Origin of the sequence: Novipirellula herctigrandis, from assembly GCA_007859835.1 — a bacterium.
GTDB lineage: Bacteria > Planctomycetota > Planctomycetia > Pirellulales > Pirellulaceae > Novipirellula_A > Novipirellula_A herctigrandis.
Genome location: SJPJ01000001.1, coordinates 2695883 through 2710942, shown reverse-complemented (window position 1 = coordinate 2710942; position 15060 = coordinate 2695883). Strand labels below are relative to the sequence as shown.

At 51.8% G+C, this 15060-nt stretch carries 9 protein-coding genes; 5 read left to right on the top strand and 4 right to left on the bottom strand.

Going from position 1 to position 15060, the window contains the following annotated elements; all coding sequences use genetic code 11:
* Positions 1-26 precede the first annotated feature (26 nt).
* Positions 27-209 (top strand): alpha-L-fucosidase, encoded by a 183-nt coding sequence (locus tag CA13_RS10020; protein WP_146403570.1) that lies wholly within the window; start codon positions 27-29, stop codon positions 207-209.
* A gap of 16 nt (positions 210-225) precedes the next feature.
* Here the strand turns inward: CA13_RS10020 and CA13_RS10015 are convergent, their stop codons facing one another.
* Entirely contained in the window at positions 226-1056 is an 831-nt protein-coding gene (locus CA13_RS10015) for a helix-turn-helix domain-containing protein (RefSeq protein ID WP_146395993.1), read from the bottom strand.
* A 318-nt stretch (positions 1057-1374) separates the two neighbouring features.
* Between CA13_RS10015 and CA13_RS10010 the strand changes: the two genes are divergently transcribed.
* Together CA13_RS10010 and CA13_RS10005 are read left to right on the top strand one after the other, a co-directional pair.
* Positions 1375-2979, top strand: a complete 1605-nt coding sequence (locus CA13_RS10010) for a sulfatase family protein (protein ID WP_146395991.1) — start codon at positions 1375-1377, stop codon at positions 2977-2979.
* Between the two features lie 368 nt (positions 2980-3347).
* Positions 3348-4781: a sulfatase family protein gene (locus CA13_RS10005; protein WP_146395990.1), complete on the top strand. Its 1434-nt coding sequence runs from the start codon at positions 3348-3350 to the stop codon at positions 4779-4781.
* 141 nt (positions 4782-4922) lie between these two features.
* Here CA13_RS10005 and CA13_RS10000 read toward each other — a convergent pair whose 3' ends face one another.
* A complete protein-coding gene (locus tag CA13_RS10000; protein ID WP_146395988.1) occupies positions 4923-6299 on the bottom strand; it encodes a Gfo/Idh/MocA family protein in 1377 nt (458 codons plus the stop codon).
* Between the two features lie 594 nt (positions 6300-6893).
* Here CA13_RS10000 and CA13_RS09995 point away from each other — a divergent pair.
* Positions 6894-7460: a hypothetical protein gene (locus tag CA13_RS09995; protein WP_146395986.1), complete on the top strand. Its 567-nt coding sequence runs from the start codon at positions 6894-6896 to the stop codon at positions 7458-7460.
* Between the two features lie 168 nt (positions 7461-7628).
* Here the strand turns inward: CA13_RS09995 and CA13_RS09990 are convergent, their stop codons facing one another.
* Positions 7629-11528, bottom strand: a complete 3900-nt coding sequence (locus tag CA13_RS09990; protein ID WP_146395984.1) for an outer membrane protein assembly factor BamB family protein — start codon at positions 11526-11528, stop codon at positions 7629-7631.
* Between the two features lie 141 nt (positions 11529-11669).
* Positions 11670-12866: an AraC family transcriptional regulator gene (locus CA13_RS09985; RefSeq protein WP_146395983.1), complete on the bottom strand. Its 1197-nt coding sequence runs from the start codon at positions 12864-12866 to the stop codon at positions 11670-11672.
* A gap of 207 nt (positions 12867-13073) precedes the next feature.
* Here CA13_RS09985 and CA13_RS09980 point away from each other — a divergent pair, with 207 nt between their 5' ends.
* Complete coding sequence (locus tag CA13_RS09980; RefSeq protein ID WP_146395981.1) at positions 13074-14885, top strand: L-fucose isomerase; 1812 nt, start codon at positions 13074-13076, stop codon at positions 14883-14885.
* Positions 14886-15060: the final 175 nt, after the last annotated feature.

Genomic DNA, 15060 nt, shown 5'->3' with positions numbered 1-15060 from the left:
CGATTTGATACAAGAAGCCAACTGCCATCGATCGGGGGCAATGGGGAAAAGCTGCTCGCTCAGCAGGGATGACTGCGGTTCTTGCGACGAAGCATCATGATGGTTTCTGCCTTTGGAACACGAAGGTGACCGACTATCGCATCGCCAGCAGTTTTATGAGCGAGATCGAATCAAAGCGAATTCGGATGCCTTCCGAGAAGGCTTTTTAGACGGCTTGGGATGCTGCTAGTTCGATGTCGTTTCGTCCGCGACAGCTCTTGATAACGCTCGGCTCAAATCGTTTGCGTGATGGTAGCCAAGGCGATAGGCGGCTTGTTTGACCTGCCAGCCTTCTTCTTCAATCAGACGTTGCGCCTCTTGAACACGGAGGCGTCGATGTACAGCGCCGGGCGCCATTGAGTAGTGGTCGCGAAACAGCCGGTGAAGTGTGCTTTGAGAAATCTGCAAATAGTCGCATAGCGACCGAACCGGGTCATTGAGTTCCAAATTGTTGAGCATCCAATCATAGGCCAGTGTCAGACGGCGGTCCTGGACCGATTCTTTCCGCGGTCCGTGAAGCGAACGCATGATTTGAATGTCCAAAAGTTCGCGAATGTGTATTACCGAGGGCTCAAAGAAATCCCGGACTCGACTGATTTCTTCTCGCGTTTGCGCGTGTAGATTCTCTACGAAACGTCGCGTTTCAGTATCCAATGTAACGGTCTGGAATAAATCGGTTCCCAATCCCAATGGGGAGTGGTTGGGAGCAGAACGAAATATCCAAACCAGCAGTTCACATCGCTCGCCTTTCGCATGACGTAGTCCGTAACTACATCCTGGGCCAGCCAGAAGGCACTCGGATGAACCAAGCGACCGTTCCTTGGGACCCTGGGAAATACGCACCGTACCGCTGCAAATAACCACGTAGCTCCAGCCGGGGTTGTGATGTTCTGGGATGGGGGATTTCGAAAAATCACGCGATCCCCAACTTAAATAGACGAGTTCACTGCGTGTCGACGGGGCGACCCAGCGTGGTCGACCGGGGCCAGGTGTAACGATTCGAGAGTGGTTAGACATGGTAGCACTTTAAGTCATTTGGCTCGCAGTGCTAGTGCGGTGCTGTGAAAAAGCTAGGCCTGAGGGGCATTGTTGGAGTCATCTCTGATTGACCGCAGGAGCAAATCGTTCGCAATCGAGGGTCTGTTATTCAGGTGATTCCGTATTTCTCACCAGACTTCTTCGTCGTCGCAAAGAACGAGAGTTAGATCTGAACTAGGTGGGCGATTGTTGGTCATACGGATCGATTCATCCGCTTTACAATGGGGACCCAGATCGCTTCGTGGAAAAACGGTTTGGTCCGTATGTCGCGATTCGAATTACGCATTAGGAAAGACAATGAACAAGCGAACGTTGGCACTCTGTTTTGGGCTGTGTCTAATTAGTCACCTTTATCGAATCAATCAAGCGTGCAATGCAAACAAGCCGAATGTTGTTTTTTTGATGGCGGACGATCATCAGGCGATGGCGATGGGTTGTATGGGTAACGCAGAGATCGAAACGCCGAATCTTGACGAGCTTGCCGCTCGCGGGATTCTTTTCGAACGTTGTTATGCAACCAGTCCGCTTTGCATGGCGTCACGGGCCACTGTGATGAGCGGCATGTATGAATATAAAACGGGCTGCAATTTCTTAACGGGCGACCTGTCTTCGGAAGTATGGAAGAACCAGTCCTATCCCGTGTTGTTAAAGCAGGCGGGTTATCGAACCGCTTTCGCAGGCAAATGGGGCTTTAGTATATCGGACCCGGAATCGGCTGGAAAAAGCGTCTATGATGCGTCGCGTGATTTTGATCACTGGGGGGCGCTCCAAGGTGGTCAGGGTTATTATGCGACTGGCAAAAACCCAAACATGGTGAACTATGCCAAACGATACCCACACGTGACGCGGGCTTTGGGGGCATTCGGGAGGGACTTTATCAAAGAGTCCGCTGGATTGGATCAGCCGTTCTGTCTGTCGCTCAGTTTCAAAGCACCTCACAAGCCTCACAACGAAATTGATCCCCAAGACCAGAAGCATTATGCCAGCGTTACCTTTGCCAAACCGCCGGGATTTGATCAAGAGGGACTGTCGCTGCTTCCGGTGCAGGCGAAAACCGGTCGTCAATTTGTGCAACGCAGTGAGTGGGACAAAGAGCATTATCAGGATCATTTAAAAGCCTACTATCAACTGATTTCCGGTGTGGACTCCGCAGTCGGAATGGTGGTGGACGCCCTGAAGGAGCGAGGCGTTGCGAATAATACGGTGATTATTTACACCGCCGACAATGGCTATTTTTGTGGCGCTCACGGATTGCAGGGCAAAGTGTTGCCGTATGAGCATGCATCCCGCATCCCGCTGATTATTTTTGATCCTCGTACTTCCAATGGAAGCCGAGGCGTTACAACCAAGGCCATCATTGGCAACATTGATTTCGCGCCGACAATGCTCGATCTCGCCGGTGTGCCGATTCCCGCGCAGATGGACGGAAAGAGCTTGGTGCCAATTGTTCGGAATCCAAATCGACGCGTTCGATCGGAGTTGGGCATTGTTCAGAACTGGGACTGGGCGAACCGAGATTTGCCCAAGGCACTGTCGGTGGTGAGTGAGGATTGGAAGTATATCTTGTGGTGTTATGCGGATGAAGCTACGCCGGTTGCGGAAGAGCTCTTTGATCTCAGCGGCGATCCAAGTGAACTGAACAATGTTGCTGCCAATCCAGAAAAGCGGGAGACGCTCGAAACGATGCGCAATAATTACGACGCCTTTCACAAGCACTGGGTAAACAACTGTGTGAATGTGCCCAGCTATCAACGCTTCGAGCAGATTTTTGACCGGAAAATACCGTGGCAGGAAAAGAACTTCCGTACTTTCAATCCGCAATTCCGAGCATCGCAGCAGCAGCGGTTGGAGGAGATCTATGAAGACCTTACTGGTGCGAAATACCCCAAACGGCAGCGGTAAATGAGAGAAATGATCATGGTTGGTGAAGGCCGTTCATCGCAGGCAAAGACTTTGCTGATTCCGCTCTACACATAGCAGAACAAAGGATGAGGTATCCACGGGTGGGCTTCGCAAAAATGTTTGCGGGCTGATACAGGTGGGCTTTGCGGAGGGTTCAAGCTGCCCCCATCATGTCGGAACACGCAGCACGCCATATCGGTAACTGATAGACTATTCCCCTGCCAAAAAAGCTTAGACTCGAAGCATCCACCAGCGGACGATGCAGAAATGCAGCGAGGTTGTTTTCGGCAACGGCACAAAACCGATCGGGCTTCAGCAATTTAATCAATTTGATATGACGCCAAGGATTCCAGGCAAGAGCTAAGAAAATGAAATACATCATTGTTATCGCGATACTCTCGCAAATGTTAGTTCGCTCAGCAGACGCGGGTAGGCCAAACGTGATTCTGTTTCTGGCTGACGATATCTCGCAAGAGGATCTTGGATGCTATGGAAACGAGTCGATGCAAACGCCAAATATCGATCGATTGGCGGCCAATGGTCTTCGTTTTGACAATGCCTTCCTGACCATCAGCAGTTGCAGTCCGAGTCGCTGCAGCATCATTACCGGCAGGTATCCTCACAACACCGGCGCCGCGGAACTGCACACGACCTTGCCGAAGGGATCGGTTCTATTTCCTGAGTTTTTGAAGGATGCTGGTTACTACACTGTGCTCTCGGGAAAAGATCACATGGGCAGCGAGGCGCATCGAGGATTTACAAAGGTGTCCAAGGGCGTGGGGCCGGGGAAAGAGGGGGACTGGGTGGAGATTCTTCATGGTCGACCAAAGGATCAGCCGTTCTTCTTCTGGTTTGCATCGACCGACGCGCACCGTGGTTGGACCCTTAATGATGATGCGCCGCAGTACAGCCCTGAGGATGTCGTGGTCCCACCCTACTTGGTTGACGGCCCGAAGACTCGCGAGGATTTGACCGGATACTACCACGAAGTCAGCCGTTTCGATCACTACATTGGGTTGGTGGTCGAGGAGTTAGAGCAACAGGGCGTATTAGATCAAACCGTAATCATCGTGATGGCGGACAACGGTCGTCCGTTCCCACGCTGTAAAACACGGTTGTATGACAGCGGCATCAAAACACCGTTTATCGTGCATTACCCCGACGGCGCCGTTGTGGGGTCGACGGAGAGTATGATTAGTTCGATCGACGTTGCTGCGACGGTGCTCGACTTGGCTAAAATAGAAAAGGTCGAGCGTATCCAAGGGATTAGCTTCCATTCAATTCTTTCCAATTCGAAAGCCACCACCCGCGACGTTGTTTTTGCTGAGCACAATTGGCACGTCTTTCGGAACCACGAACGCCTCGTGCGAACCGGAGATTGGCTTTACATTCGCAACAACTTACCCGAACAACAGAACCTCTGTGTTGAAGCGTACATGGGCGGTGCGGGCGATGAGCTATGGGACAATCAAAAGCTTGGCACTCTGTCGGATGCTCAGCAAAACGTCTTTTGGAATCCGTGCCCCGAAGAAGAGCTTTATCATGTGAGTAAGGACGTGCATCAGTTGTCCAACGTTGCTTCCAACCCTGAAAACAAACCGGTTCTTGAAACGATGCGAGGTCTGTTGTCGGAGTGGACCGAACAGACCGGCGACACCCTTCCTGAAAATCTTTCGCCGGATCGTGAGGCTCGTCCTGGGAAGCCCAAGAAAGATCGGAAAAATTTTTCGTACGGAGAAATGCCCGGGAAGGCAGCCGGTTCTGAGAAGATCAATCACCCAGGGCCCCTGCATTTGCAGTAACACATTGCTTTCGGGTGCAACGATTTGCTTATGGTCGGTCTGGTTAGTGCGACGCAGACCAATCCGATCACGTGCTACGAGATTCGCGGCAATCGATCGTTCGACGCTCAAATTCAACGAGCCCGGCGTCGGTTGATGTTCCTAAGCGGTTTTGATTTCGTAGCCGGTTCGCTGTTTTCGACTCAGCATTGCGTTTGCTTCGTCATCGCTCTCAAATCGTTCGGAGGCCGGATCCCAGACGAGTTTACGTCCGAGACGCAGTCCGATGTTAGCCAAGTGGCATGAAATGGTGCTATTGCCGACGGTCACCACATCGGAGATCGGTTTCGCTCCTGCTTTAATACACTTGAAAAGATTTCCCATATGCGACTGCTTGACGCCTTCCCAGTTCGAATCGTCAAACTCGCCAAAGTTGTCGTAGTTTTCGAGCACTTTTTCGGGCAGTCCATAGGGGCCTTGGTAGAGTTCACCAGCAGCGTCTCGGATTCTAGCATTCCACTTTGAGTCCGCGGTGATCTTATTGACCATGTTGCCAACTAGCTTGCCTCGATTGACGAAAATTCGTTCTCGATCGCCTTGTAGCAAGATCCCGTTTGTTTCCTTGCCGCCATCTTCGAAGATCAGCTTTGTGCCGTTTGCGAACTTGAGTGTTCCGCGGAAAGTTTGTGCTGTGTTGAAACAATTTTCCCGTGAATCGTGAACACCAATTCCTTCGATTTCAACCGGTCCTGAGTCGATCGCTCCCAATGCCCACTGGGCGATGTCAATATGATGCGCGCCCCAGTCAGTCAGTTTGCCGCCGGAGTATTCATACCACCATCGAAACGCATGATGGCATCGCTGAGGCATGTAGGGTACCAATGGAGTTTGCCCTAACCAGCGATCCCAATCCAAACTATCTGGTACAGGCTTGGCTTTGAATGGGCCCCCCTTTTGGCCTTTCCCAAGGTAGCATGTTGCAGTCAGGTTCTCACCAAGAATACCGCTTTGGGCAATGGCGATCGCTTCGCGGAACCATTGACAACTTCTTTGTTGATTACCGACCTGCAATGTGCCCTTCGATTCGGCAACCACTTTGCGAAGCACTTTCACTTCATCAATCGTCAACGTCATTGGTTTTTCGCCATAGACGTGTTTCCCCGCACGCAACGCATCGACATAAATCGGTGTATGCCAATGGTCGGGGGTGGCACAGATGACCACATCAATGTCATCTCTGGCCAGCAATTCGCGATGGTCGGCGTAGATATCGAGCTTGCGTTTTTCGTCACCATTGAGCTCTCGATTGGTTGCATAACGCTCAGCCTGTTTGCGATCGACATCGCAAACCGCAACAAAGTCGCCGTGCATCGAAGCCAACCTTGAATCATCGCGTCCCTTCCCGCCACAACCGATCATTCCTAGACGCAAGCGACTGTTCTTGTCCTCTGCATTGGCCTTCGAGCTTGTCCAGAAATACGGCGTGACAGCGAGTGCAGTCGCCGTGGTTCGAAGAAAACATCTTCTTGAAAGGGTCATCGTAGGAAACGCCTTTGGAAATCTCGTTTGCGAATACTAGATCGATACTTTTATTTTAATGTAACAGCGATGATATTCTTAAGGGATACCGCTGTGGAGCGTTTTTCGGAGAATCTCGATGGGCGTATTGACGCGGAAGGCCACTGATTAACCGTTTCGGCGTTCACGACTTAGAACACTTTTCTGCGTTCGATTTTCTTAGTTCAAAATTTTCGCCCCGTTCACGCAAGTCTATCAGGATCCGTGTATTGGACTTTCGATTCGCACGGCTCGGTTTGTGCTCTGCAAATATCGAGTCGCTGTTTCTCAATGGATTTGGTTGAGGTGTAGGTGTCAGCGAATGGCTTGATGGACGTAAATGCTGCAAAGCGTCGTGTTGCAATAACCTTGAGGTACCGGATCCGTTACACTATTTCATTCGTGGAGCCAGTCTAACCCAGCGAGGCAAATTCGTTTTGGCTCCAATCGCTCCGGAAAAAAAGACGAATCTCGCGATGTTTAGGGAAGATTGCTGGCGTCTTGTACGAGATGCGGCGACCTTTCACGAGTGTTGTTTTTCGCGAGGCTATCAACCATTCATTTGAGTGCAATTCCATGACATACCCAAAAATGACAACCGCTATCGTTGCTGCTCTTTTCCTGGTTTCCGGGCAAGCCCTTGCCGAGGATTGGAAACCGCTGCTGAGCAAACGTTTGCCGCAGTATGGTCACCGAAATTGGATTATCATCGCGGATTCGGCCTATCCCAAGCAGAGTGCTCCGGGTATCGAAACCATTTATACGGGCGATGGTCAATTGGACGTCTTGAAGCACGTCTTGAAGGAAGTGGATGCGGCCAAGCACGTTCGGCCCGTTATCATGCTCGACGCTGAATTGGAATCGGTTCCCGAAGAAAACGCTCCTGGGGTCGAAACGTATCGAGAGGGGCTGAAGAGCCTTTTTGGCGAGCGTCCGTTGAAGGTGATGAAGCATGAAGACATCATCCGCGAATTGGATGAAGGTTCCAAACTGTTCAATATCCTTCTGCTGAAAACGGATATGACGATTCCCTACACATCCGTATTCATCGAACTCGATTGCGGCTACTGGAGTGAGGAAAAGGAAACGGAACTTCGCGATTTGATTGAACGTGGTGGTCAAGAGGCGATTGAAAATCGCTGAAAAAGGCACGCGGCGACATCAGCGACTACGATTGAATTGGCAACGACGCTCGTCTTTTTTTGACGAGGGCGAAAAGCGTCCGGGCATGAACCAGTGGGCCCGCGGGCCAAGACGATGGGCAAAAATGGCAATGGGGGGCAAAGATGGCAATGGGCGTTTTTCTTATCGTCAATTACTGCTGCCGTAGCAATTGACGGAACCATCAAGCGTCGTCATGAAAATCTTTCCCCCCGCAGCCGACAAACCATCCCAAGTTGGCAACTCTGAGAGTTTGAGTTTACTTTCGACTTGCCCTGTATCGATATTGACTGACAGTAACCAACCTCCTTCTTCGCCATCGATCAGCCGGTCTTGCTTTGCAAGGAGCGTATTGACTTCTTTATTCTGCAATGTCAATTTCTCGAAGGTTTGTTCTTCGTCCATCACGTCGGGGGGGCCTGCAATAAACAGACTTAGCCCTGAAAGTACCATGCCACGAACGTAGATCGGCACATCTTCCGCCCATTTTGGCTCGATAAGACTTCCACCTTGGGGTTTTTTCTTGTTGCCCTTTCGCGCCGCATTTGCTCCGGAGAATTGAATCGCTTTACCAACACGTCCTTTAACGACTTTGCCTGATGAGATCGTCCCGTTGTTTCGGTGCAGACTATTGTCGCGGGCCGTACCGTCATCAAAGCTTACCGCCAATACCGCATCGCTCGACAATTCCGAATCGTTTTCGAACCGATCCGCAATTGCTTTTGCATCAAATGCTTCGTAGTACAAACGTACTTCGTCGATCACGCCGGTAAACGGGACACTCTTGTCTTCAAGCCCGACCGCGCTTTGGCCATCAATCGCGATTTGGAAACCTTGGACGGGGTTTTTCGTAATCAATTCCTTTGATTTGCCTTCACCTACCAGTTCGCCATCGACGTATAGGTTTATCGTTTTGTCCTTGCTGAGTACCCCCGCAATATGGTGCCACCCACGCACGATCCGCTTTGGCCCTCGAACAGCCGTTAGTTCATCTTTAGCGCGGACTAAGAACGTGGGATAACCGCCATTGATCACCAACGAGAATCCATTCGATGGACCTCCGCGTGCCGCGATAACGCCATTGGGTTTCGTGCTGTTGATCCATGCTTCGATCGTCAACGGTTGACCCGTTGGATTCATGCTTGGTGATAGGCCAAAGTCCACGTAACTTCCCGCGGGAAGCTGGTTTCTCGCTCCACCTGCCTTTGAGACAGGAATCTCGGGTGGATTTGGCTCCGCTGCAAACAGTTGGTGTTCTAGCGTCGTCGTCCAACGGAGATACTGAGACTTGCGTCCGTAGCCATACACATAGCCGTTGCCGTTGACAAGAATTCGTCCCGAAGGAGCAAATTTTCCCGCTTGATAATAACCTCCATGACCGCCTGCGAAGCTTTGCCCAAGCACCCAGTAGGATCGGTGGAACCACGTCTCATCCAAGAAACCCATTGGTGCAAAGATGTGTGCGTCTTCGCCTCGTTGCTTCGAGGCCTGCTTGGCGAACTCGCCCGAGTTCGGACCGATCTCGAGACGATTTCCCTCCAGGTCAAACTTTTGCGACTTCATGAAAATGTGTTTGCCGTCACACGACAAAATATCGGGCAAGCCCACTGGCATTTGCAGGACTTGCACCTTTTCTTGAATGTTGTTTCCTGTATCAGGATTCTTTTCGTCCATGATCGTCTCGGAGAGCTTTTTACCGGTTTTCAAATCCAATCTCACCAACCGCAATCCGCCATCGAGAAAAATGGATCGACCAGCGACACAGTAAACCATGTCGTTGTGGACGAGCACGGTGCCGTGGACCGGCCACAGCGATTCCAGTTGTTCGTAAGCCATCGAGCGTCGATCTAACGGTGCGGCGCGGTATCGCCAAACCAATTCACCATTGGTTGTCAAGCAATACACCCATCCGTCGGCGCCGCCGAAAAGAACGCGACCTCGATGGATCGTCGGCGGCGAATCAATACGGGCACCGATGGTGTAGGTCCATTTGGTTTTCCCGTCGAGTTCGTCCAGTGCAAACAAGGTATGCGTGTCGGTTTGTGCCACAAAAACGGTACCATCGGAAATAACGCTTTGGCTCAAGTCGCCGCCCAGTTGGACGCTCCATTGCGGTTTCAGCTCTGCCGCAACCGTCGATGCAACGGCACCGCTACGGCGGGCGTCATGGCGATAAGTCGGCCAATTCTCTGCGATCGATCGCACGTCATGATTCTCAAGCGGGGCTGAATATGCCGGGCCTTTCTGTAAACGACCCTGCTCAGGCACATCGACAGGAACGGGACGCGAAGGCGCCGACGGAGCCAAAGCGTTGAAGCCAAATAGTTTCGCTTCCGGATAGCAGGCGCAGTTATGGGGCGGAGCATAAGTCAGTCCGTTGCAAGGCATCACACCGTAAAGGCAACCACCGCGAACCCAATGATGGATGTCCCAATGTTCTTGGTTCGGATCCACAAACTCGATCCCGGTGCGTGAAGGCATCAAGAAGTTATCGGTCGCCTTGGAAATATAGCACCGGTGATGGAACCAATAGGTATCGACATCCGGTGAGAACTGTTTCACTACTTCACCGGTACGAGGATCACGTCCCGTGTAGACACCTGAGTCTTTGCCGCTTGTCAACGGTGCCACCCAAACCAAGCCACCGACAACCATTAAGTCTTGCGGCGACTGGTAACCACTATTTGGGAAACTCGCGTCCCAAACTTCCGATCCATCCTTCTTGTTAATGCCAATCATCTTGCCATCGCCGCCTGCGTAAAGTACGACGTCTTCGTGACTGACCAAGCGAGGGCCGAAATTAAACGTAAACGCTTTGCGTCGAGATACCGTATCGGTTTCCCAGGCCATATCGCCAGTTTGCCGATCCAAGCTGATGACTCGTTCGGTATCATGAAAGTAGATGCGTGAATCATCGGCTGAAAGCGTCAAAGGCGACACCTTGGTTTGCCGTGCCCAAAGCTGTTTTCCACTCTTGGCGTCAAAAGCCATAATCACGCGTGGTTCTTCGTTCCAGAAGTAGTTTTCTCGTACATGAGCTTGGTCGCCAACGGTACCATGCAGCGGTGCATAATCTTGTAGTTCCGCTTTCTGCTTTCGCACGACAAGGAACAACAACCCATCGATATGAATGATCTCTTCGGTGGCGCTGCTTCCCTCGTAGACACGAATCTCTTCGCCGGTGACTGGGTCGAGTGCTGACACAGGTGCGTTGTAGCCTAGCGTGACAAACAAGGCGTCGTCACTCGAGACCAATCGGCGAGTCAATTGAGAAGGGCCACTTTTAAGCGGCCAAAGATGGTTTTGCCAATCGGGAATGTCTTTTTTCCATAGCACCGAGCCATTGAATGCATCGCGCGCGATCAGTTTCCAATGCGGCGGAAGCTGGATCGAAATACGGCTTCCTTCGTCCATGATGTAGAACATTCGCCCGCCCGAGGACACAAGCGCACTCATGCTCGCCATGCGGTCATGGTGCCTTGACCAACGTGGGCTGCCCACCCACTGCAAATGCCGGGGCGGACCAACGACATCATCATGAGCAACCGAATTGCCGCTGGCATCGTGAAGATAATGTGACCACTCATCAATGTTTTCGGGCCACGGTTTGATCGTTTTTTCCCAAGTCTCTTTATCCTTTATCATCGCGACGCCACCGGGTGCCAATACCCGAAGCACTTCCTTCATGGAAACGTCGCCAAGCTGTTCGGCAACAAACAAATTGACAAGATTATCAACGTAGGGAAGATCGCCGCCGGCAAAGTGGTCTACCGAGATGTCGCCGTATTGGCCTGTGGTGCGAAGTCGCGAGCGAACGGCGTCAATTTGCGAGGCATCGCGAATGAGGCCGTGAACCTGAGTCGCCTTGGTCTTGCCTATGGCTTCGGATAATGTGGCATCGCCACAATCGAGATGGACGACAAAGCCCCCTGAAAAACCAGCTCCCCGCAACATTGTCCCTGCATCTTGCTGTAGATCTGCAAACGCCACGGAGGAGTTGTTGGCAAGAAGTACGAAGCAAACGAACCGGCAAGTTTTGAAAAGGGACATGGCCAGAGACTCCACATGGGAAAAGTGGGATTTGGTGAGTGGCTGTTGAGTATAGCGACTTATTCCCTGCGTCGTGGGACTTCGCGCAGGTTCGTTTGCTACCCAAGGTTTGAATAGGGACGAAGCAATTGGGTATTGCTTTTAAGCTTGATTCATCGCGCTGTCGGTACGACGATTTTCAGCACGATAGTCACCTGGTGTTTGGCCCGTTTCGCGTTTGAACACGGCACTAAGACTTTCCTTGTGATTGTATCCAGCCTTGGGGGCGATCTGTTCAAGTGTCATATTGGTTTCGCGAAGCAGTTGTTTCACTCGATCAATTTGCGTGAGTGTAATCTGTGCGTGAGGAGTCCGTCCTAGTTTTTCTCGAAACCGCCGTTCCAGTTGTCTGCGCGAAAGCGCAGTTATCCGAGTAATGTCGCCTACGTCGATTCCGTCACAAGCATGTTGTCGGATGAATCGGCAAACCTTTGCCAGTTCAACGTCATCAACCGCGACGACCTTCGTCGATTGTCGTTCCGATACCGACCGTGGGCGAATGACCTTCACATTCGTTTCGGGTGGGAAACCAGCGAGCATATGGTTTAGCAATTCCGCAGCGCAATAGCCGACGCGTTCGGCATCAGGACGAACGCTCGATAGCGTTGGGTCGCAAAGCAAACAGATGGCGTCATCATCATCAACGCCGATCACACCGATATCGTCGGGGACGGCAATGTTCGCTCTTCGGCATGCATTGAGTACTTGTTGTCCACGAATGTCGTTGCAAACAAACAATCCCGTTGGCCGCTGAATCTTGGAGAGCCAATTCGACATTGGCTCGATGTCAACGATTCCTGCTCGTTCTAAACTCGTCACAGGAATGTCGGGTCTACCCTCGGACTGATAAAACGAAAAATGGCACCCTGATTGTGACACCAATTCGCGAAAACAGTCTAGCCTTGCCTCGGAGTAGGACGCGAAGCGAAAACCACAAAAAGCAAAGCGGCGAAAACCACGATTCCAAAGATGTTCAAACGCTAACTCGGCAACACGCTGGTTGTCCGTTTCGACTTGGGGAACGCCTGCGAATTTTCGGCTGCAAAAAACATCCACAATCGGTACGTTTAACTGTCGGAGCGGCTCGATCGTATCGGTATTCACTCTGGCAATGATGCCGTCGATTTGAGAGCCCGTTATCCAGTCGGGAATGGCTGAATCGAGCATCATCTCTTGGTGCCAAAGTGACCAATCCACTTGTGTCCGAGCGTAGTAGGCAACGCCACGGAGCAATTCACGACCATAGGCACGAGACGCTTCGACGAGCAACGCGATTCGGGGACGAGGTTTTTGATTCATCGGAGTTGCTTTACGTGTCCGAGATGACGCAGATTGTTATGTCTTTGGCGTGAATCGTTATTGTGGATGCGATAATGCTGTTTTGAGGCAAGCCTAGTTCACATTTGCTTAGTCGCATACTATTATCTTTTCTTGCCTGGGTGAAGTCGAAAACTGAGTCGTCGCCTGTATTTCAATGTAGATGCTTTAAATCTGGAGAATCGCGATATGAAGTCACAACACCCTTCTTCGACCGTTTGGAAAAATAGCCTTCCCAAGATTGGCATCCGGCCGACCATCGACGGTCGACTTGGCGGTGTCCGTGAATCGCTCGAAGATCAAACGATGAATTTGGCTCGACGCGTTGCCACGCTTGTTTCCGAAAGCATCCGTTATCCCAATGGTGATCCCGTTGAGTGCGTGATCGCCGATACCTGCATTGGTGGTGTCGCAGAGGTTGCAGCATGTGACGACAAGTTTCGGCGTGAAAATGTCGGGGTGTCGCTAACCGTGACACCATGTTGGTGCTACGGATCCGAAACAATGGATATGGACCCGCTGCGTCCCAAGGCGGTGTTCGGGTTCAACGGAACCGAACGCCCTGGCGCTGTCTATCTGGCGGCAGTGTTGGCGGGTCACACGCAAAAGGGTATCCCGGCATTCGGGATCTATGGGCACGACGTTCAAGAGGCAGGCGATGCGAACATGCCAGCGGACGTGCAAGGCAAGATTTTGGACTTCGTTCGCTGTGGTTTGGCGGTCGCGCTGATGCGCGGCAAAGCTTACTTGTCGATGGGCGGAACATCGATGGGCATTGCTGGTTCGATGGTCGACTATTCCCTCTGGGAAAAGTGGCTCGGTATGCGGGTCGAAGACATCGACATGAGCGAATTTATTGGCCGAATGAACAAAGGCCAATTCGACCAAGCCGAATATGAAACAGCACTCGCTTGGGTCAAAGAGAATTGCCCCGAGGGCGACGACTTCAACGGCGAAGATCATGCACGCTCTCGCGAACAGCTCGATAGCGAATGGTCTGATAGTGTAAAGATGGCCTTGATCGCGCGGGACTTGATGGTTGGAAACCCGAAGCTTGCCGAAATGGGACTCAAGGAACAGGCTCACGGACACCAAGCGATAGCGTCGGGCTTTCAAGGTCAGCGTCAATGGACGGATCATTTTCCGAATGGTGATTTTCTTGAAGCGATCCTCAATACCTCTTTTGATTGGAACGGCAAACGGGCTCCGTATATCGTTGCAACCGAGAACGACGGGCTCAACGCTGCCACGATGCTGTTTGGGCATTTGCTTACGAACTCGGCTCAGGTGTTTGCCGATCTGCGAACTTACTGGAGCCCCGATGCAGTTGCGTCAGCATGTGACGGTTACGAGCTTGAGGGTTTTGCGAATGATGGATTGTTGCACCTGATCAATTCAGGTTCCGCTGCGTTGGATGGCACCGGCCAGCAGACTGCTGCTGACGGATCGCCGACGATGAAGCCATTTTGGGAAATCACTGACGAAGAACTCGAAAAGTGTCTGAAGGCAACGACATGGCACCCGTCAATGACCGAGTATTTTCCAGGTGGCGGAATGAGCTCGAGATTCTGTACGCGAGGTGGTATGCCAGCGACGATGACTCGAATCAATTTGGTCGACGGGTTAGGCCCGGCCCTGCAGATTGCCGAAGGGCATACGGTTGAATTGCCGGGAGAGGTGCACAAGGCACTTGATTTGCGGACCAATCCGACTTGGCCGACGACATGGTTCGCACCGACGGTGACTGGACGCGGTGCGTTCACGTCCACTTACGAAGTGATGAACCACTGGGGAGCAAATCATTGTGTGATGACGGCTGGTCATGTGGGCCATTTGTTTATTACGTTGGCATCGATCCTTCGGATTCCGGTCTATATGCACAATGTTGACGCGGATCGAGTGTTCCGCCCGAGTGCTTGGAATGCGTTTGGCACGGCTGATTTAGAATCCGCCGACTTCCGCGCCTGCCAAAACTTCGGCCCGTTATACGGTCGCGTGTAGTTTGGAATAGTAAGAACGTTAAGGCGGGCTCTGTGGCCTGTTGATTTGCTGGCTGTTGTTCACTGGCTGTTGTTCACTGGCTGTTGTTCACTGGCTGTTGTTCACTGGGCAGGCGGCGAATGATGGCCGTCCCTCCAATTGTGATGGTCATTCAAAAAATGGCCGCCCCTCAAAA

Excerpts from the sequence above, each read along its gene's own strand:
- CA13_RS09995 (WP_146395986.1), top strand. The coding sequence starts at position 6,894 with ATGACATACCCAAAAATGACAACCGCTATCGTTGCTGCTCTTTTCCTG.
- CA13_RS09980 (WP_146395981.1), top strand. The coding sequence starts at position 13,074 with ATGAAGTCACAACACCCTTCTTCGACCGTTTGGAAAAATAGCCTTCCC.
- CA13_RS10000 (WP_146395988.1), bottom strand. The coding sequence starts at position 6,299 with ATGACCCTTTCAAGAAGATGTTTTCTTCGAACCACGGCGACTGCACTC.
- CA13_RS10015 (WP_146395993.1), bottom strand. The coding sequence starts at position 1,056 with ATGTCTAACCACTCTCGAATCGTTACACCTGGCCCCGGTCGACCACGC.
- CA13_RS09990 (WP_146395984.1), bottom strand. The coding sequence starts at position 11,528 with ATGTCCCTTTTCAAAACTTGCCGGTTCGTTTGCTTCGTACTTCTTGCC.
- CA13_RS09985 (WP_146395983.1), bottom strand. The coding sequence starts at position 12,866 with ATGAATCAAAAACCTCGTCCCCGAATCGCGTTGCTCGTCGAAGCGTCT.
- CA13_RS10005 (WP_146395990.1), top strand. The coding sequence starts at position 3,348 with ATGAAATACATCATTGTTATCGCGATACTCTCGCAAATGTTAGTTCGC.
- CA13_RS10010 (WP_146395991.1), top strand. The coding sequence starts at position 1,375 with ATGAACAAGCGAACGTTGGCACTCTGTTTTGGGCTGTGTCTAATTAGT.